This is a genomic window from Pseudomonas sp. R11F, assembly GCF_050312575.1.
Taxonomy (GTDB): domain Bacteria; phylum Pseudomonadota; class Gammaproteobacteria; order Pseudomonadales; family Pseudomonadaceae; genus Aquipseudomonas; species Aquipseudomonas palleroniana.
Window position 1 is genome coordinate 80315 of sequence record NZ_JBNPJU010000064.1, and the last position, 17970, is coordinate 98284.

A 17970-nucleotide genomic window follows, 5' to 3' on the forward strand; every position below is an offset into this window, starting at 1 on the left:
TAGCGGTGTATCAGTCACAGACAAGCTGGCTGAAATACCGCTATCGGGAGCAAGCCCCCTCGCACATTAGCAAGCAAGCTAATAATTCCATTTGACATTCGCTGCCTAAGCAGTAACATCTTGTCATACATTCACTGCCTAGGCAGTAATAAGGTGACTTCCGATGGCCCACTTCACCCCTGACAGTTTCCGCAACTGCCACCTCGGCCTCCTGCTGGGCCGAGCCGCACTGCTCAAAGACCGCATCATCGACACCCATATGGAACCCCACGGTGTGACCGCCGCGCAGTTCAAGGTGTTGATCATCATTGCCCAATTCGACGTCGACACCCCGGCCGAGCTGTGCCGCAACCTGTCCCTGGACAGCGGCTCCATGACCCGGATGCTCGACCGTCTGGAACAGAAGGGCCTGCTCGCGCGCAAGCGTTCCGAGCACGACCGGCGCCAGGTGCAACTGGTGCTTACCGAGGACGGTCAGCGCCTGGCGGACATGTTGCCGTACATCGGCGCCCAGTCGATGAACGAACTGGCCGGAGCCCTGGAGCCTGGCGAGTTGCAAACCCTGGAACGCATCCTCAAGAAAATCCTGATAGCTGCGGGTGACGCCATCGTCATCCAGCGGGTAGGTGATCAATGAACACGCGCACACTCAGCCTGCTGCTGGTGGCGATGACCCTGGCCGGTTGCGCCAACTACAGCGGCCTCGACACTCAAGGCAAACGCCTCGACGCCAACACCCTGCAAACCGGCAAATCCCTCAGTGGCGTGACCCTGTCGACGGCCGCCTGGCCGACCGCCGATTGGTGGAAAAGCCTGGGCGACCCGCAACTCGATGGCCTGATTCGCGAGGCCCTGCAAAACAGCCCGGACATGCAAGTGGCCAGCGCCCGTGCGCACCAGGCCCAAGCGGCTGCCTTTGCCGCCGACGCCGCACGCATGCCGACCCTGGATGCCAGCGCCGGTATCAGCCGCTCGCGGTTGGCCAAGGACCAGGACCCGCGAGGGCAGGGCGATGCCTACGCCACGGTGCGTAACATCAGTGCCGGCTTCAACTACAACTTCGATCTCTGGGGTGGCCAGCGCGCCGCCTGGGAAGCCGCGTTGGGCCAGGCCCGTGCCGCCGAAGTCGACCAGCAGGCCGCGCGCCTGACCCTGGCCGCCAACGTGGCCAAGGCTTACAGCGACCTGGGCCAGGCGCATATCGTGCGTGACCTGGCCAATGAAGACCTCAAGCGCACGCGCCAGATGCTCGACCTGAGCAAGCGCCGCCTGAGTTCGGGCATCGACAGTGAGTATCAGTTCCAACAGACCGAAAGCCTGGAAGCCAGCTCCGAATCGCAACTGATCGATGCGGAAAAACAACTGCAGAGCGCCAAGATCGCTCTGGCGGTATTGCTCGGCAAAGGGCCCGATCGTGGCAACGAACTGGCCCGCCCGAACGTATTGAAAGCCAGCGCCGTGGCCGTGCCGTCCGTGCTGCCGGCCGAGCTGCTGGGCCGTCGCCCGGACCTGATCGCCGCGCGCTGGCGTGTCGAGGCTGCAAGCAAAAATATCGACGCGAGCAAAACCCGCTTTTACCCCAACCTCAACCTGAGCGCGAGCGCCGGGGCCGAGTCGTTGCTGGGGGATGCGATGTTCGGCTCGGCCAGCCGGTTCTTCAGCATTGCGCCGACGATCTCGTTGCCGATCTTCGATGGCGGGCGCCTGCGTGCCGACCTGGATGCCCGCGACGCCGATTACGACCTGGCCGTTGCCCAGTACAACAAAACCCTGGTGCAGGCCTTGGGCGATATCGGCACCACCCTGTCCCAGCTACGCGACACCGGACGGCAGATCCAGGCCCAGCAACACGCTGCGGACATTGCCAGGCAGTCCTTTGATACCGGTATGCAGCGCTACAGCTCCGGGATCGGTAGCTACCTGGACGTGCTCAGCATCGAGCAGCAATTGCTGCAGGCCCAGCGCCAGCTGGCGACCCTGAATGCGGCACAGATCGATTTGTCGATTCAATTGATGCAGGCCCTGGGTGGCGGGTTCAACGCCAATAACGTGGCCGCAACCACCCCAGCCACACGCACGGAATAATTGGAGGTATTTGTCATGGCCACTGCCGACAGCAACAACGCAAACGAACCCACCAACGACAGCAACCCGCGCAAACGCAAGGTGATGCTGCTGCTCCTGGCGCTGATCGTCATCCTCGGCGCCGTGGGCGTGTGGGGCTGGTATGAGTTCTACGGCCGCTTCAGCGAAAGTACCGACGACGCCTATGTGAACGGCAACGTGGTGGAAATCACTCCGTTGGTCACCGGCACTGTGGTCAGCATCGGTGCCGACGATGGCGACCTGGTCCACGAAGGCCAGGTGCTGGTCAACTTCGACCCGAATGACGCCGCCGTCGGCCTGCAAAGTGCCCAGGCCAACCTGGCGCGCACCGTGCGCCAGGTGCGCGGCTTGTACAGCAACGTCGATGGTATGAAAGCGCAGGTCAATGCGCAGAAAGCCGATGTGCAGACCGCCCAGGATAACTACAACCGCCGTAAAACCCTGGCCCAGGGCGGCGCGATCTCCCAGGAAGAACTGTCCCACGCCCGTGACAGCCTGACCGCCGCGAAGAACGCCCTGACCAACCTTGAGCAGCAACTCAAGACCAGCAACGCGCTGGTGGATGACACCGTGATCAGTTCGCACCCCGACGTACAAGCCGCCGCCGCGCAACTGCGCCAGGCCTACCTGACCAACGCCCGCAGCACCTTGATTGCGCCGGTCACCGGTTACGTGGCCAAGCGCACCGTGCAACTGGGCCAGCGCGTACAGCCGGGTACCGCCTTGATGGCCGTGATCCCGCTCGACCAGCTGTGGATCGACGCCAACTTCAAGGAAACCCAGCTGCGCAACATGCGCATCGGCCAGCCGGTGGACATCGAAGCGGACATCTACGGCAGCGACGTGAAATTCAGCGGTACCGTCGACAGCCTCGGCGCCGGCACCGGCAGCGCATTTGCCCTGCTGCCGGCGCAGAACGCCACTGGTAACTGGATCAAGATCGTCCAGCGGGTACCGGTGCGCATCCACATCAACGCCGACGAGTTGGCCAAAAACCCGCTGCGGGTCGGCTTGAGTACCCTGGTCAATGTGGACCTGCACGACCAGAGCGGCCCGGTGCTGGCGCAACAGGCGCCGCAAAAGGCCTCGTTCACCACCAATGTGTATGACCGCCAACTGGCCGAAGCCGACGCCATGATCACCCAGTTGATCCATGACAACAGCATCGCCGCACCCAAGGCTGTGCAACGCTGATGAGCAATAACGCCTCCTTCACGCCACCCAGCCTGGTGATGGCCACTATTGGCCTGTCGCTGGCGACCTTTATGCAGGTGCTCGACACCACCATCGCCAACGTGGCGTTGCCGACCATTTCCGGCAACCTCGGCGTGAGTTCGGAGCAGGGCACCTGGGTCATTACCTCGTTTGCGGTGAGCAACGCGATTGCCTTGCCGCTCACCGGCTGGTTGAGCCGGCGCTTCGGTGAGGTGAAGCTGTTTTTATGGGCGACCATCCTGTTTGTGCTGGCGTCGTTTATGTGTGGTGTATCCACCTCGATGCCCGAGCTGATCGGTTTTCGCGTGCTGCAAGGCTTGGTGGCGGGGCCGCTGTACCCGATGACCCAGACGTTGCTGATCGCGGTGTATCCGCCGGCGAGACGGGGGATGGCCCTGGCGTTGCTGGCGATGGTCACGGTGGTGGCGCCGATCGCCGGGCCTATCCTCGGCGGCTGGATCACCGACAGCTACAGCTGGCCGTGGATCTTCTTCATCAACGTGCCCATCGGCATCTTTGCGGTGATGGTGGTGCGTGCGCAGTTGAAGAACCGCCCGGTGGTCACCAGCTATCAGCCGATGGACTACGTCGGGCTGTTGAGCCTGATCGTCGGCGTGGGCGCCTTGCAGATCATCCTCGACAAGGGCAACGACCTGGACTGGTTCGAATCCAACTTCATCATCATGGGCGCCGTGATCTCGGCGATTGCCCTGGCGGTGTTCGTGATCTGGGAAATGACCGACAAGCACCCGGTGGTCAACCTGCGGTTGTTCGCCTACCGCAACTTCCGTATCGGCACCATCGTGTTGATCCTGGGCTACGCGGGTTTCTTCGGCATCAACCTGATCCTGCCGCAATGGTTGCAGACCCAGATGGGCTACACCGCCACCTGGGCCGGCCTGGCGGTGGCGCCAATCGGGATTTTGCCGGTGCTGATGTCGCCCTTCGTGGGCAAGTACGCGCACAAGTTCGACCTGCGCCTGCTGGCGGGCCTGGCGTTCCTGGCGATCGGCTTGAGTTGCTTCATGCGCGCCGGTTTCACCAATGAAGTGGACTTCCAGCACGTTGCCCTGGTGCAGTTGTTCATGGGTATCGGCGTGGCGCTGTTCTTTATGCCGACCTTGAGCATCCTGATGTCCGACCTGCCGCCGCACCAGATTGCCGACGGCGCCGGGCTGGCGACGTTCCTGCGTACCCTGGGCGGTAGCTTCGCGGCATCGCTGACCACCTGGATCTGGATTCGCCGGGCCGACCAGCACCATGCGTATATGAGCGAGAACATGACCACCTATGACTCGGCCACCCGTGACGCCCTGAATGCGTTGGGCGGGGCAGGGCAGAAGGCTTACACCCAGCTGGACCAGATCCTCACCAGCCAGGCGTACATGATGTCCACCGTGGATTACTTCACGTTGCTGGGCTGGATGTTCATGGCGTTGATGCTGCTGGTGTGGCTGGCCAAGCCGCCGTTCACCGCCAAAGCGGGGCCTGCGGCTTCCGGCCACTGATCCCGGGGTACACGCGGTCCAAATGTGGGAGGGAGCAAGCCTCCTCCCACATTTGAATCTTTGTTCACATTGGAACAGTGATGTCTGGGGTTCAGGCGCCAGGCAGCGCCAACTGCGTATTGATGAAATCAAACGCCGCCAACTGAAAGCCTTGCTCATCCACCTGCAATGCCCACCCTTGCTTATCCCAATCCCCCAGCACAATGCGCTTGGCCGCCTGGTCGCCGATCTGCAGTTTATGAATGGCGGGGCGGTGGGTATGGCCGTGGACCAGGGTGCGTACGCCGAACTGCTGCATGATGCGCGGCACTTCTTCGGGGGTGACATCGACAATGTCGTTGGCCTTCATGCGCGTCTGCGCACGGCTTTCGCTGCGCAGCTTGCGCGCCAGCTTGTGCCGGGTGCCCAGGGGCAGGTGGCGCAGGATAAACAGCACAATCGGGTTACGCAGGATGCGCCGCAGCTTCATATAGCCGACGTCGCGGGTGCAGAGGCTATCGCCGTGCATCAAGAGCACCGGCTCGCCGTAGAACTGCACGACACTCGGGTCCTTGAGCAAGGTGGCGCCTGCCGCTTTGCAGAACCGCTTGCCGATCAGGAAGTCGCGATTGCCGTGCATGAGGAAAATCGGGGTGCCGCTGTCGCTCAGCTCACGCAGAGCCTCGCAGATGGAGCGCTGGAAGGGGGTCATGCCGTCGTCGCCAATCCAGGCTTCAAAGAAGTCCCCCAGAATGTACAACGCCTGGGCGCCACGGGCGCGGCCTTGGAGCAGATCCAGAAACGCCCGGGTAATGTCCGGGCGTTCCTCTTCCAGATGCAAATCTGAAATCAGTAATATCACCCAACGATCTCGGCTTTCTCGACGATCACGTCTTCTACCGGTACGTCCTGGTGACCGGCTTTACCGGTGGTCTGCACGCTTTTGATCTTGTCGACAACGGCGGTGCCTTCGGTGACTTTACCGAATACCGCGTAACCCCAACCCTGCACGTTCTTGCCGCTGTGGTTCAGGAAAGCGTTGTCGGCCACGTTGATGAAAAACTGCGCGGAGGCCGAATGCGGCTCCATGGTACGGGCCATGGCGACGGTGTACTTGTCGTTGGAAAGGCCGTTGTCCGCTTCGTTCTGGATGCTTGGGCGCTTGTCTTTCTTTTCTTTCATGCCGGGTTCGAAACCACCGCCCTGGATCATGAAGTTACCGATCACACGGTGGAACACCGTGTTTTCGTAGTGGCCGGCCTTAACGTATTCGATGAAGTTGGCGACGGTGATCGGCGCTTTCTCGGCGTTCAGCTCGATGACGATGTCACCGTGGTTGGTGGTCAGTTTGACTTGGGTCATGGTCGTGTCTCTTTCAAGGAATTCGTGGGTTGGACGCCTGGGCGCCGTGACCGGTTTGGCTCAATGGCAGCCAAGGCGCGCAGTTTAGCGTGCCTGGCAGGAATTTCGAGGTGGTTTTTTACCGCGTCCGTCATTAAAACAGCAATTAAAGCTGCAGTTTTCGGTCGTACCCTGTCAGCGGCTTGACAGCATCAGCTATGATAACGGCTTTGTTTTATCTGGCCCCCACCGGCCACGTACCTGTCTGTTCAAGGATCCTATGAGCAAGCCCACTGTCGACCCTACCTCGAATTCCAAGGCCGGACCTGCCGTCCCGGTCAATTTCCTGCGCCCGATCATCCAGGCGGACCTGGATTCGGGCAAGCACACGCAGATCGTCACCCGCTTCCCGCCAGAGCCCAACGGCTACCTGCACATCGGCCACGCCAAGTCGATCTGTGTGAACTTCGGCCTGGCCCAGGAGTTCGGTGGCGTCACGCACCTGCGTTTCGACGACACCAACCCGGCCAAGGAAGACCAGGAATACATCGACGCCATCGAAAGTGACGTGAAGTGGCTGGGTTTCGAATGGTCCGGTGAAGTGCGCTATGCCTCGCAATACTTCGACCAGTTGCACGACTGGGCCGTCGAGCTGATCAAGGCCGGCAAGGCCTACGTCGACGACCTGACCCCGGAGCAGGCCAAGGAATACCGTGGCAGCCTGACCGAGCCTGGCAAGAACAGCCCGTTCCGCGACCGTTCGGTGGAAGAGAACCTGGACTGGTTCGCCCGCATGCGCGCCGGTGAGTTCCCCGACGGTGCCCGTGTGCTGCGCGCCAAGATCGACATGGCCTCGCCGAACATGAACCTGCGCGACCCGATCATGTATCGCATCCGCCATGCCCACCACCACCAGACCGGTGACAAGTGGTGCATCTACCCGAACTACGACTTCACCCACGGTCAGTCGGACGCCATCGAAGGCATCACCCACTCCATCTGCACCCTGGAGTTCGAAAGCCATCGCCCGCTGTACGAATGGTTCCTGAGCAACCTGCCAGTGCCGGCGCAGCCGCGTCAGTACGAGTTCAGCCGCCTGAACCTGAACTACACCATCACCAGCAAGCGCAAGCTCAAGCAACTGGTTGATGAAAAGCACGTGCATGGCTGGGACGACCCACGCATGTCCACGCTGTCGGGTTTCCGTCGCCGTGGCTACACGCCAGCTTCGATCCGCAACTTCTGCGACATGGTCGGCACCAACCGTTCCGACGGCGTGGTCGACTTCGGCATGCTCGAATTCAGCATCCGCCAGGACCTGGACGCCAACGCCCCGCGCGCCATGTGCGTGCTGCGCCCGTTGAAAGTCGTGATCACCAACTACCCGGAAGATAAGGTCGAGAACCTCGAGCTGCCGCGTCATCCGCAGAAAGAAGAACTCGGCGTGCGCAAGCTGCCGTTCGCCCGTGAAATCTACATCGACCGCGATGACTTCATGGAAGAGCCGCCAAAGGGCTACAAGCGCCTGGAGCCGAACGGCGAAGTGCGCCTGCGTGGCAGCTATGTGATCCGTGCCGACGAAGCGATCAAGGACGCCGAGGGCAACATCGTCGAACTGCGCTGCTCGTACGACCCGGACACCCTGGGCAAGAACCCTGAAGGCCGCAAGGTCAAGGGCGTGATCCACTGGGTACCGGCCGCGGCCAGCATCGAGTGCGAAGTGCGCCTGTACGATCGTCTGTTCCGCTCGCCGAACCCTGAAAAGGCCGAAGACAGCGCGAGCTTCCTCGACAACATCAACCCTGACTCCCTGCAAGTACTCACTGGTTGTCGTGCCGAACCCTCGTTGGGCGAAGCACAGCCGGAAGACCGTTTCCAGTTCGAGCGCGAAGGCTACTTCTGCGCGGATATCAAGGACTCGAAACCAGGCGCTCCGGTCTTCAACCGTACCGTGACCTTGCGTGATTCGTGGGGCCAGTGATCAAGTCTTAAGGAAGCCGATGTGCTAACGATCTACAACACACTCAGCAAGACCAAAGAAGTCTTCAAGCCGCTGGATGGCAACAAGGTGCGCATGTACGTGTGCGGCATGACCGTGTACGACTACTGCCACATTGGCCATGGCCGCAGCATGGTTGCCTTCGACCTGGTCACCCGCTGGCTGCGTTTCAGCGGTTATGACCTGACCTATGTGCGCAACATCACCGACATCGACGACAAGATCATCAACCGTGCCAACGAAAACGGCGAGTCGTTCGACGCGCTGACCGAGCGCATGATTGCCGCCATGCATGAGGATGAGGCACGCCTCAACATCCTCAAGCCGGACATGGAACCGCGTGCCACGGACCACATCCCTGGCATGCACGCGATGATCCAGACCCTGATCGACAAGGGCTACGCCTACGCCCCGGGCAATGGCGACGTGTACTATCGCGTCGCCAAGTTCATGGGCTACGGCAAGCTGTCGCGCAAGAAGATCGAAGACCTGCGCATCGGCGCCCGCATCGAAGTCGACGAAGCCAAGCAAGATCCGCTCGACTTCGTGCTGTGGAAAGCCACCAAGCCGGGCGAGCCAAGCTGGGAATCGCCATGGGGCGCCGGGCGTCCGGGCTGGCACATCGAATGCTCGGTGATGTCCACCTGCTGCCTGGGCGAGACCTTCGACATTCATGGCGGCGGCAGCGACCTCGAGTTCCCCCACCACGAAAACGAAATCGCCCAGAGCGAAGCCGCCACCGGCAAGACCTACGCCAATGCCTGGATGCACTGCGGCATGATCCGCATCAATGGCGAGAAGATGTCCAAGTCCTTGAACAACTTCTTCACCATCCGCGACGTGCTCGAGAAGTATCACCCGGAAGTGGTGCGCTACCTCTTGGTGTCCAGCCACTATCGCAGTGCGATCAACTACTCGGAAGACAACCTCAAGGACGCCAAGGGCGCCCTGGAACGTTTCTACCATGCGTTGAAGGGCTTGCCGGCAGTCGCTCCAGCGGGCGGCGAAGCCTTCGTGGCTCGCTTCACCGAAGTCATGAACGACGACTTCGGCACCCCGGAAGCCTGCGCGGTGCTATTCGAGATGGTGCGCGAGATCAACCGTCTGCGCGAGAGCGATCTCGACGCAGCGGCGGGCCTGGCGGCGCGCTTGAAAGAGCTGGCGAGTGTGCTCGGGGTTCTGCAAATGAAGCCTGAGGAGTTCCTGCAAGCCGGCGCTGAAGGGCGTGTGGACGCCGCTGAAGTGGATGCGCTGATCCAGGCGCGTCTGACCGCGCGTACCAACAAGGACTGGGCGGAATCCGACCGTATCCGTGACCAACTGACCGCGATGGGTGTGGTGTTGGAAGACGGGAAGGGCGGGACGACGTGGCGGTTGGCTGACTGACCATTGTTTGCTGCACGCTGAATGAAAAACGCCCCGACTGGTTCGGGGCGTTTTTTTATTCGCTGTTTGTGCTGCACCGACGCTACCTGCAAACGATCCCTCCTCGGCAGGCATCTAAAGTGCATTATCAGCGAGAGCCTATATTCAAAACCCCATCTTTAATCTCCGCAATTTCGGGTTTGGTTTCGTCAAATTTCCGGGCTTTGAATTTGAAGGTCCCCTGCACATTCTCCAAGCTTGGAGGAGCAAGTAAAGTAATTGTGCCTGCGATGGCGTTATACGAGTCGAGGGCTGGGGTGTTAGGCGGTGTGTAGTGGGCGACGATCCCATTGACTGAACCATCAAGAGGGTATGTCCCCGCCAGAGTGCCTAAAGGAATGCCGAAGCTGATCTGGTGGACGCGAAAGGGGTTGAAGATATGGTGGTACGCCCTGACGATAAGTCGAACGCCTGTTTCGCTGGTAATGGCGATATTGGATTCAAACTTAAACTTTTCGCCCTCCACGGAAATCTCGGCGATGACTTCCTTTGCGACCGAGATAGTGGATGTCGCTACTGATGAGTTATTCATAATATGGCCCTATTGAAAGCTGTCATGCGGATGCAAGGCAGTGAAAAAACAATAGGTAAGTCAATAAGTATTCGGAACTGTCAGATTTAACAGTTTTTTAGTCTGGTTTGTAATAAGGAAAACGTTGCTCTATTCCTTTTGTGGCGTTGTGTTGTGCTTAACCTCAACGCGTGTCACTTACCTCATACCGACTCTGCACAAACCCATTGTCCGACACATGCGTGCTGACGTGATGAAGCTCATGCTCACGGCCAACCTGGCTGAACAGCGGAATGCCTTGCCCCAGCAAGACCGGGATACGCGTGATGATCAGCTCGTCGATCAGGCCCGCTTCCAGAAATGCCTGGATCGTCTGGCCTCCATCGATATACAGATGCTTCATGCCGCGTTCGGCTAGCTGGGCCACCACCGCAGGCGCGTCGGCTGCCATGACTTCGACCTTGCCTTCCAGATGGGCAGGCAGCGCCAGCGGACGGTGCGAAAGCGCTATGACCGGCGTGCCTTCATAAAGCCACTCGGCGAAGGACGCCACCTTCTCCAGGGTTTTGCGGCCCATCACCAGTGCATCAACGGTGGCGATATAGCTTTCAAACGTCATGCCGTTCAAGACAGCACGTTCATACTCCGGCCGAAGAAGCCACTCGATATCGCCATCGGGTCGTGCGATAAACCCGTCGATGCTGGCTGCGATAAAGACAGAGCATTTGATATCCATGGGGCCGCTTTCCTTTTGTGTCATTGACCTTGAGCGCAAGTGCTAATGGTCATTTAATCCTGATGTGTAACAAGCGAGCGTAGCCAAAAATCATCTGGGTGTCTGGCGGGTGCCAATGCCCCTTTCTGTATTGCGAGGATGTATGCGACGTTGGTTGGGCCGTTACCGTTACGCAATCATTTTCTGGCTGTGCTTCGGCATTTTCCGTACATCCCTGGCCGATTGGAACCCCATTCCGTCCGGCTCCATGCGCCCCACGTTGCTGGAGGGGGATGTGGTGCTGGTCAATCGCGTGGCGTATGACCTCAAGGTGCCGCTGACGGATATTTCCCTGGCCAAGCTCGATAACCCCCAGCGTGGCGATGTGGTCACGTTTTCGTCGCCCAAGGATGGCATGCGCCTGATCAAGCGCATCGTCGGTATACCCGGTGACACCCTGGAAATGAAAGATGAGGTGTTGTGGGTCAACGGCGTGCCTGCCACCTACAGTGATGCGCAGGACATCAGCGAACCCATCGTTGCCGGCCATACGGTGCCGGGGATCAAGCTGAACGAGCTGGCGGCCAACCGTCAGCGCACTGTCCAGTTCATGCCGACCGTGCGGGCGTTGCGCAATTTCGGCCCGGTGGTGGTACCTGCCGACAGCTATTTCATGCTCGGCGACAACCGCGATTACAGCGATGACTCCCGGTATATCGGCTTTGTGCCACGCCGGCTGCTGATCGGGCGAGCGCATCACATCCTTGCCTCAGCCGAGATCCTGGATCACTGGATGCCACGCGTTAGCCGGTTTGGCGCAGCGATTTTGTAATCGGACTCACGCGAGTCCAAATGTGGGAGGGGGCCTGCCCTAATGTCAGTTAAGAGAACCTGCCGCTCACTACAGATGATGTGTTCTACACCCACCATTTAACTGACGGGCATTAGGGCTTGCCCCCGACTGCTGACTGATCCACCGCTATCGGGAGCAAATCGAATCGTCGCACCGCCCCACATGTTTTTCCCTGTCCGCTCGTTGAATCAGCGGCGGCTGCTGACTTCGGCCGGTACGTCGTCACCGGCCATGCGCTTGCGGAACAGTGCGGTGCGGGCCAGTAACAGCGTGGTCACGGGCACCGTGATCGACAGCAGGATCGGGATCAACCAGCCATGCAGTACCGGCCCGGACTTGAGCACCGAAAAGTAGATAATCGATGCCAGCGCCACACACCACGCGCCCAGCGTCGAAGCCAGTGCCGGCGGGTGCATGCGTTGGAAAAAGTCCTTCAGCCGCAACAAGCCGACTGCACCGATCAACGCAAACAGACTGCTGAGCACCAGCAGCCCCGCGACAATCACTTCCACCCATAACGGCATCATTCAATCACCTCCCCACGCAGCAGGAATTTCGCCAGGGCAAACGAACCGACAAAGCCGAACAGCGCGATCAGCAGCGCGGCTTCAAAGTAGGTGTCACTGGCATACCGAATACCCAGCACCAGCATCATCAGCATCGCCAGGATGTACAGGTAGTCCAGCGCCAGTACCCGGTCCTGGGCCGATGGGCCTTTGAACAGGCGGATCAGCGTCAGCACCATGGCCAGCGAGAACAGGAACAGGCTGAACAGGATCGCATTGGAGAGCAGGGCGCTCATTCGAAGATCTCCATCAGGGGCCGTTCGTAAGTGGTCTTGAAGTGCTCGATAAACGGCGCTTCATCCTCCAGGTCGAATACATGCAGCAGCAGGATGCTGCGGTCCAGCGCCAGTTCCGACCAGATCGTGCCGGGCACCACGGTGGTGATCATCGACAGCGCGGCCAGGCCGTTCGGGTCGCGCAGGTCCAGGGGGATCTTGATGAAGCGCGAGCGCGGTGGGCGTGAGCCGCAGGTCAGCACGCCCCAGGCCACTTGCAGGTTGGAGATGACCACATCGCGGCCGACCAGGAAGAACAGGCGGATGATCACCCCGGGGCGGCGGATCCGCACCGGCAGCGGGCGCAACGGCGCCATCATCAGCGGCGCCAGGAAGCCCAGCAGTGCGCCCAGCAGCAGGTTGCCGGGGCTGACCGACAGGTTCAGCACCAGCCACAACAGCCACAGTGCCAGCGACAGCCACGGGGCGGGGAACAGGCGCTTCATGGTTGCACCTCCAGCGCGGCAGCCTTGGCTTCAGGGCTTGGTACCGGGCGTGTGGCCATCACCGCCATCACGTAATGTTCCGGGTTGTTCAGGCTGACGGCCGTGTCCTGGGTGTAGTGCAGCAAGGGTTCGGCCTTGAAGGTCAGCAGGATGCTCAAGCCGAGCAGCAGGAAGATCGGCACGCACTCGTAGCGACGCAGGAGCGGCGAGGGGCGCTCCTCCGGGGTCCAGAAACGCTGGATGCCCAGGCGTGCGAAGGCGATCAACGAAGCCAGGCCCGAGAGGATCAGCAGCGCTACAAGGCCCCAGGCCGCCGGGCGGATCGGTTGGTCAACGCTGACGCCCAACCCGAGCGGATTGACCAGCGCACTGAGCAGGCTCAGCTTGCCGATAAACCCGGACAGCGGCGGCATGCCGATGATCAGCAGCGCACAGGCAATAAAGCTGAGACCTAGGAACGCCATGGTCCAGGGAATCACCTGACCGACCACCGCCTGTTGCTCATCGTCAAGGTTCACACCCGGACGCGGGTGCAGGGACTCCATGGGTTTTGGCAGCGCATCAATCTCTTCATCCAGCGGCAGGTCGTTGGCCGAACGCGAACGCTCGATCAATTCAGCCAGCAGGAACAGCGCGCTCAACGCCAGCGTCGAGCTGACCAGGTAGAACAGCGCACCCGCAATCAGGCTCGGCTGGGCAAAACCGACCGCCGACAGCAAAATCCCCGCCGACACCAGGATGCTCAAGCTCGCCATGCGCTCCAGCCGCTGCGCTGCCACCATCGCCAGTGCCGCGCCGATGATGGTCGCCATACCGCCGTACACCAGCCAATCTCCGCCAAACAAGGCCGAGGCACCGGCCTGGCCGGAAAACAGCAGCGTCCACAGGCGCAGCACGGTGTACACGCCGACCTTGGTCATGATCGCAAACATCGCCGCCACCGGCGCACTGGCCGAGGAGTAGGCGGGCGCCAGCCAGAAATTCAGCGGCCACATGCCGGCCTTGGCCAGGAATGCCGTGGCGAGGATCGCCGCACCGGCGTGCAACAGGCCGCGATCGGCTTCGGGCACCAGCGGGATTTTCAACGCCAGGTCGGCAAAATTCAGGGTGCCGGTGACGCCGTAGATCATCGCCGCGCCGATCAGGAACAGTGACGACGCCACCAGGTTGATCGAGATGTAATGCAGCCCCGCCGACACCCGCGCCCGGCCCGAGCCGTGCAGCATCAAGCCATAGGAGGCCGCCAGCAGCACCTCGAAAAACACGAACAGGTTAAACAGGTCGGCGGTGAGGAAGGCGCCGTAGAGGCCCATCATCTGGATCTGGAACAGCGCGTGGAAACTGGTGCCCGCGCGATCCCAACGCGCCATCGCGAACAACAGCGCACTGACGCCGATGATGCCGGTGAGGACCAGCATCAAGGCCGACAGTTGATCCACCACCAGCACGATACCGAACGGCACCTGCCAGTTGCCCGGCAGGTACACGCCAATCGAGCCGGGGCCGCCTTTTTGTGTCCAGTACAGCAGCAGGATCGCAATGCCCAGGCCGATCATGCTGGAGACCAGATTGATTCTGGCTTTCAGCGGGCGGCGTTTTTCACCGAGCATCAGCATCAGTGCGGCGGTCAGCAACGGCAGCAGGATCGGTGCGATGATCAGTTGGTTCATCCACATCATTGCTTGGGCTCCCGGCCGTCCACATGGTCGGTTCCGGTCAGGCCCCGGGACGCCAGCAACACCACCAGGAACAACGCCGTCATGGCGAAGCTGATCACGATTGCCGTCAGCACCAGGGCCTGGGGCAGGGGGTCGGTATAGTGGAGCAGGTCTTGCGGTACGCCGTCCTTGATGATCGGCTCCTTGCCGATAAACAGGCTGCCCATGCTGAAAATGAACAGGTTCACCCCGTACGACAACAGGCACAGGCCCATCACCACCTGGAACGTCCGTGGCCGCAGGATCAACCACACACCGGAGGCCGCCAGGACCCCAATGGCGATTGCGATGACTTCTTCCATCAGGCGGCTCCTTCTGTTGCGGCAACCACTTTGGCCTGGTTGCTCGGTTTATGCGCGCGTACCGACTGGTGGCCGAGGGCGGTGAGCATCAGCAGCGTGGAGCCAACGACCATGGCGTAAACGCCGACGTCGAAGAACAGCGCACTGGCTACGTGAATGTCGCCCAGCAACGGCAGGCTGAAATGCCAGGTATGCGTGGTCAGGAACGGGTAACCGACCAACAGCGCACCGAGCCCGGTGAGTGTCGCCGAGAGCAGGCCGAAGCCCATCCAGCGCATCGGCCGCAGGCTCATCTGCGCCTCGACCCACTGGGTGCCGGCCACCATGTATTGCAGAATGAACGCCACCGACATCACCAGGCCGGCGACAAAACCACCGCCGGGCTGGTTGTGGCCGCGCATGAACAGGTAGAACGAAACCACCAGCGCAATCGGCAGCAGCAGGCGTACCAGTACTGCGGGCACCATCATGAAGCCCAGGGCGGTATCGCTGGCCTGGCGCGGGTTGACCAGGTCGGTGGCCACGTCCGGTGCCAGTTGGCGCTGTTGCGGTGGCAACTCCATGCTTTCTTTCGACGGCCGGAAGCGGCGCAGCAGGGCATACACGGTCAACGCCACGGCGCCGAGCACAGTGATTTCACCGAGGGTGTCGAAGCCGCGGAAGTCGACGAGCATCACGTTCACCACATTGCTGCCGCCGCCTTCGGGCAAGGCACGACTGAGGTAGAACGAGGAAATATCGTTGGGCGTCTGGCGTGTCAGCATCGCATACGACAACAGCGCCATGCCGCCACCGACCACGCTGGACAGCAGGAAGTCCCGCACGCGGCGGATGCGGGCCTTGCGCAACGAGCTGGGCAGTGGCGAGACCTCTTCGATCCGCCGTGGCAGCCAGCGCAGGCCCAGCAGGATCAGCACCGTGGTGACCACCTCGACCGCCAGTTGCGTCAGCGCCAGGTCCGGCGCCGAGAACCACACGAACGTGACGCAGGTCACCATGCCGCACACGCTGACCATGGTCAGGGCTGCCAGCCGGTGGTACTTGGCTTGCCAGGCGGCGCCCAAGGCACAGGCGATCGCCAGCAACCACAGGGTGACGAACACGATGGAGCCCGGGATCTTCGGCCGGTCACCCCAGCTGAGGCCGCTGTTGAGCATCGGGATCATGCCGCCGATCACCGCCACCAGTACCAACAGGAACAGCTGGGTCTGCAGGCGCTTGGTGCTGATGCGTTTCTCGATCTTGCGCACGCCGCGCATCATCACCACCAGGCTGCGTTCGAACATGCGCTTGCCATTGAAGTAGCTGATGATCGGCGGGTACGCGAAGCGGCCGCGCTTGAGCTGCTTGCGCAGCAGCAGGTACAGCACCACGCCGCCGGTCATGGCCACCAGGCTCATGATCATCGGTGCGTTCCAGCCGTGCCAGATGGCCAGGCTGTATTGCGGCAGCACGCCGCCGACCACCGGCAAGGCGGCCGCGGCCAGGATCGAACCGACCACTTGAGCCGGGAAAACCCCCACCAGCAGGCAGGTAAACACCAGCAACTCCACCGGCGCACGCATCCAGCGCGGTGGCTCGTGGGGTGTGTGGGGCAGGTCCGTCGCGGGCGGGCCAAAGAACACGTCGACGGTAAAACGCAGGGCGTAGGCCACGCTGAAGGTGCCGGCAATGGTCGCGATCGCCGGCAGGGCGATCTCCACCCACCGGGTCGCCGAGATAAACACCGTTTCGGCGAAGAACATCTCTTTGGACAGGAAGCCGTTAAGCAACGGTACGCCGGCCATGGAGGCGCTGGCCACCATGGCCAGGGTCGCGGTAAACGGGATCAGACGGACCAGGCCACTGAGCTTGCGAATGTCACGGGTGCCGCTTTCGTGGTCGATGATCCCCGCCGCCATGAACAACGAAGCCTTGAACGTCGCATGGTTGAGGATATGGAAGACCGCGGCGACCGCCGCCAACGGGCTGTTGAGGCCCAGCAGCAGGGTGATCAGCCCGAGGTGGCTGATGGTGGAGTAGGCCAGCAGGCCCTTGAGGTCATTCTGGAACATGGCGCAGTACGCGCCGAGGAGGAGGGTGAGAGCGCCGGCACCGCCGACGATCCAGAACCATTCTTCGCTGCCGGACAGCGACGGCCACAGGCGGGCCAGCAGGAACACGCCGGCCTTCACCATCGTCGCCGAGTGCAGGTAGGCCGATACCGGCGTGGGGGCCGCCATTGCGTGGGGCAGCCAGAAATGGAAGGGGAATTGCGCGCTTTTGCTCAGCGCGCCGACCAGCACCAGCGCCAGCATGACCGGGTAGAGCGAATGCGCACGGATCTGATCGCCCGCCGCCAATACCTGGTCCAGGTCATAGCTGCCGACGATATGCCCCAGCAGCATCACACCCGCCAACAGGCACAGGCCACCGGCGCCGGTGACCATCAAAGCCATATAGGCGCCACGGCGCGCATCCGCCCGATGGTGCCAGTAGCCGATCAGCAGGAACGAGAACAGGCTGGTCAGTTCCCAGAAGAACACGATCTGGATCAGGTTGCCGGAAATCACCAGCCCGAGCATGGCGCCCATGAACGCCAGGAAAAACGCGAAGAAGCGCGGTACCGGGTCATCCGGTGACATGTAATAGCGCGCATACAGCGACACCAGCGTGCCGATGCCCAGCACCAGCATCGAGAACAGCCAGGCAAACCCGTCCATGCGCAAGACGAAGTTCAGCCCGAGGCTGGGCAACCACATGAATTCTTCGTGAATCACGCCACCATGGGCGATCAGGGGGTAGAGCAGGGCCACTTGAACAGTGCCGACCAGCGCCACCAGGCCGGCCAGCAGGGATTCGGTGTTACGTGCATTGTGCGGCAGCAAGGCCGCCAGACAGCTGCCAAGGAACGGCAGAAGCAGTAGAACTATCAGGGACATAGGCTTCTAATCTGCGGGAGTTTGAGATGCATCATACGTGCCGCTTTCGTGATCACCAAACGGCAACATGTGGCAGGATCCTACAAGGTA

Annotated in this window: 17 protein-coding genes; 7 read left to right on the forward strand and 10 right to left on the reverse strand. The window is 61.3% G+C overall.

Annotated features, from left to right (window positions below; genetic code table 11):
• Window positions 1-163: 163 nt before the first annotated feature.
• Genes ACQRBV_RS18435 through ACQRBV_RS18450 form a run of 4 tightly spaced genes read left to right on the forward strand, consistent with a single transcriptional unit; the run spans window position 164 to window position 4829 of the window.
• Entirely contained in the window at window positions 164-637 is a 474-nt protein-coding gene (locus ACQRBV_RS18435) for a MarR family winged helix-turn-helix transcriptional regulator (RefSeq protein ID WP_060756715.1), read from the forward strand.
• Window positions 634-2085, forward strand: a complete 1452-nt coding sequence (locus ACQRBV_RS18440; RefSeq protein ID WP_244699574.1) for an efflux transporter outer membrane subunit — start codon at window positions 634-636, stop codon at window positions 2083-2085. The genes ACQRBV_RS18435 and ACQRBV_RS18440 overlap by 4 nt, the downstream gene beginning before the upstream one ends.
• A 15-nt stretch (window positions 2086-2100) precedes the next feature.
• On the forward strand, window positions 2101-3300 hold the full coding sequence (locus ACQRBV_RS18445; protein ID WP_060756713.1) for an efflux RND transporter periplasmic adaptor subunit: 1200 nt from the start codon (window positions 2101-2103) through the stop codon (window positions 3298-3300).
• Window positions 3300-4829: a DHA2 family efflux MFS transporter permease subunit gene (locus ACQRBV_RS18450; RefSeq protein WP_060756712.1), complete on the forward strand. Its 1530-nt coding sequence runs from the start codon at window positions 3300-3302 to the stop codon at window positions 4827-4829. Before ACQRBV_RS18445 ends, ACQRBV_RS18450 begins: the two co-directional genes overlap by 1 nt.
• Before the next feature lie 91 nt (window positions 4830-4920).
• Here the strand turns inward: ACQRBV_RS18450 and lpxH are convergent, their stop codons facing one another.
• Together lpxH and ACQRBV_RS18460 are read right to left on the reverse strand one after the other, a co-directional pair.
• Entirely contained in the window at window positions 4921-5670 is a 750-nt protein-coding gene (gene lpxH / locus ACQRBV_RS18455; protein ID WP_411985658.1) for a UDP-2,3-diacylglucosamine diphosphatase, read from the reverse strand.
• Complete coding sequence (locus tag ACQRBV_RS18460; RefSeq protein WP_060756710.1) at window positions 5667-6170, reverse strand: peptidylprolyl isomerase; 504 nt, start codon at window positions 6168-6170, stop codon at window positions 5667-5669. The genes lpxH and ACQRBV_RS18460 overlap by 4 nt, the downstream gene beginning before the upstream one ends.
• 259 nt (window positions 6171-6429) lie before the next feature.
• Here ACQRBV_RS18460 and ACQRBV_RS18465 point away from each other — a divergent pair, with 259 nt between their 5' ends.
• Both ACQRBV_RS18465 and cysS read left to right on the forward strand, forming a co-directional pair.
• Window positions 6430-8130 carry a glutamine--tRNA ligase/YqeY domain fusion protein gene (locus ACQRBV_RS18465; RefSeq protein WP_198761793.1) on the forward strand — a complete coding sequence of 567 codons (1701 nt, stop codon included), beginning with the start codon at window positions 6430-6432 and terminating at the stop codon, window positions 8128-8130.
• A 21-nt stretch (window positions 8131-8151) separates the two neighbouring features.
• Window positions 8152-9534 carry a cysteine--tRNA ligase gene (gene cysS / locus ACQRBV_RS18470; protein ID WP_060756708.1) on the forward strand — a complete coding sequence of 461 codons (1383 nt, stop codon included), beginning with the start codon at window positions 8152-8154 and terminating at the stop codon, window positions 9532-9534.
• A 127-nt stretch (window positions 9535-9661) separates the two neighbouring features.
• Here cysS and ACQRBV_RS18475 read toward each other — a convergent pair whose 3' ends face one another.
• Together ACQRBV_RS18475 and ACQRBV_RS18480 are read right to left on the reverse strand one after the other, a co-directional pair.
• The gene (locus tag ACQRBV_RS18475; RefSeq protein WP_411985659.1) at window positions 9662-10105 is read right to left on the reverse strand and encodes a hypothetical protein; all 444 of its coding nucleotides are present in this window, start codon (window positions 10103-10105) and stop codon (window positions 9662-9664) included.
• A 163-nt stretch (window positions 10106-10268) separates the two neighbouring features.
• The gene (locus ACQRBV_RS18480; RefSeq protein WP_060756706.1) at window positions 10269-10820 is read right to left on the reverse strand and encodes a dihydrofolate reductase family protein; all 552 of its coding nucleotides are present in this window, start codon (window positions 10818-10820) and stop codon (window positions 10269-10271) included.
• Between the two features lie 142 nt (window positions 10821-10962).
• Here ACQRBV_RS18480 and lepB point away from each other — a divergent pair, with 142 nt between their 5' ends.
• Window positions 10963-11631, forward strand: coding sequence for a signal peptidase I (gene lepB / locus ACQRBV_RS18485; protein WP_411985660.1), 669 nt, complete (start codon window positions 10963-10965; stop codon window positions 11629-11631).
• Window positions 11632-11840: 209 nt separating this feature from the next.
• Here the strand turns inward: lepB and ACQRBV_RS18490 are convergent, their stop codons facing one another.
• Genes ACQRBV_RS18490 through ACQRBV_RS18515 form a run of 6 tightly spaced genes read right to left on the reverse strand, consistent with a single transcriptional unit; the run spans window position 11841 to window position 17880 of the window.
• Entirely contained in the window at window positions 11841-12179 is a 339-nt protein-coding gene (locus ACQRBV_RS18490) for a Na+/H+ antiporter subunit G (RefSeq protein ID WP_060756704.1), read from the reverse strand.
• On the reverse strand, window positions 12176-12454 hold the full coding sequence (locus ACQRBV_RS18495) for a K+/H+ antiporter subunit F (RefSeq protein ID WP_005789171.1): 279 nt from the start codon (window positions 12452-12454) through the stop codon (window positions 12176-12178). Before ACQRBV_RS18495 ends, ACQRBV_RS18490 begins: the two co-directional genes overlap by 4 nt.
• Window positions 12451-12939, reverse strand: coding sequence for a Na+/H+ antiporter subunit E (locus ACQRBV_RS18500; protein ID WP_060756703.1), 489 nt, complete (start codon window positions 12937-12939; stop codon window positions 12451-12453). The genes ACQRBV_RS18495 and ACQRBV_RS18500 overlap by 4 nt, the downstream gene beginning before the upstream one ends.
• Window positions 12936-14618 carry a monovalent cation/H+ antiporter subunit D gene (locus ACQRBV_RS18505; RefSeq protein ID WP_060756702.1) on the reverse strand — a complete coding sequence of 561 codons (1683 nt, stop codon included), beginning with the start codon at window positions 14616-14618 and terminating at the stop codon, window positions 12936-12938. The genes ACQRBV_RS18500 and ACQRBV_RS18505 overlap by 4 nt, the downstream gene beginning before the upstream one ends.
• Window positions 14615-14959: a Na+/H+ antiporter subunit C gene (locus tag ACQRBV_RS18510; RefSeq protein WP_060756701.1), complete on the reverse strand. Its 345-nt coding sequence runs from the start codon at window positions 14957-14959 to the stop codon at window positions 14615-14617. Before ACQRBV_RS18510 ends, ACQRBV_RS18505 begins: the two co-directional genes overlap by 4 nt.
• Window positions 14959-17880 (reverse strand): monovalent cation/H+ antiporter subunit A, encoded by a 2922-nt coding sequence (locus ACQRBV_RS18515; RefSeq protein ID WP_411985661.1) that lies wholly within the window; start codon window positions 17878-17880, stop codon window positions 14959-14961. Before ACQRBV_RS18515 ends, ACQRBV_RS18510 begins: the two co-directional genes overlap by 1 nt.
• Between the last annotated feature and the right edge of the window lie 90 nt (window positions 17881-17970).

Excerpts from the sequence above, each read along its gene's own strand:
- ACQRBV_RS18435 (WP_060756715.1), top strand. The coding sequence starts at position 164 with ATGGCCCACTTCACCCCTGACAGTTTCCGCAACTGCCACCTCGGCCTC.
- ACQRBV_RS18440 (WP_244699574.1), top strand. The coding sequence starts at position 634 with ATGAACACGCGCACACTCAGCCTGCTGCTGGTGGCGATGACCCTGGCC.
- ACQRBV_RS18445 (WP_060756713.1), top strand. The coding sequence starts at position 2,101 with ATGGCCACTGCCGACAGCAACAACGCAAACGAACCCACCAACGACAGC.
- ACQRBV_RS18450 (WP_060756712.1), top strand. The coding sequence starts at position 3,300 with ATGAGCAATAACGCCTCCTTCACGCCACCCAGCCTGGTGATGGCCACT.
- ACQRBV_RS18460 (WP_060756710.1), bottom strand. The coding sequence starts at position 6,170 with ATGACCCAAGTCAAACTGACCACCAACCACGGTGACATCGTCATCGAG.
- ACQRBV_RS18465 (WP_198761793.1), top strand. The coding sequence starts at position 6,430 with ATGAGCAAGCCCACTGTCGACCCTACCTCGAATTCCAAGGCCGGACCT.
- ACQRBV_RS18475 (WP_411985659.1), bottom strand. The coding sequence starts at position 10,105 with ATGAATAACTCATCAGTAGCGACATCCACTATCTCGGTCGCAAAGGAA.
- ACQRBV_RS18480 (WP_060756706.1), bottom strand. The coding sequence starts at position 10,820 with ATGGATATCAAATGCTCTGTCTTTATCGCAGCCAGCATCGACGGGTTT.
- lepB (WP_411985660.1), top strand. The coding sequence starts at position 10,963 with ATGCGACGTTGGTTGGGCCGTTACCGTTACGCAATCATTTTCTGGCTG.
- ACQRBV_RS18490 (WP_060756704.1), bottom strand. The coding sequence starts at position 12,179 with ATGATGCCGTTATGGGTGGAAGTGATTGTCGCGGGGCTGCTGGTGCTC.
- ACQRBV_RS18495 (WP_005789171.1), bottom strand. The coding sequence starts at position 12,454 with ATGAGCGCCCTGCTCTCCAATGCGATCCTGTTCAGCCTGTTCCTGTTC.
- ACQRBV_RS18500 (WP_060756703.1), bottom strand. The coding sequence starts at position 12,939 with ATGAAGCGCCTGTTCCCCGCCCCGTGGCTGTCGCTGGCACTGTGGCTG.
- ACQRBV_RS18505 (WP_060756702.1), bottom strand. The coding sequence starts at position 14,618 with ATGATGTGGATGAACCAACTGATCATCGCACCGATCCTGCTGCCGTTG.
- ACQRBV_RS18510 (WP_060756701.1), bottom strand. The coding sequence starts at position 14,959 with ATGGAAGAAGTCATCGCAATCGCCATTGGGGTCCTGGCGGCCTCCGGT.
- ACQRBV_RS18515 (WP_411985661.1), bottom strand. The coding sequence starts at position 17,880 with ATGTCCCTGATAGTTCTACTGCTTCTGCCGTTCCTTGGCAGCTGTCTG.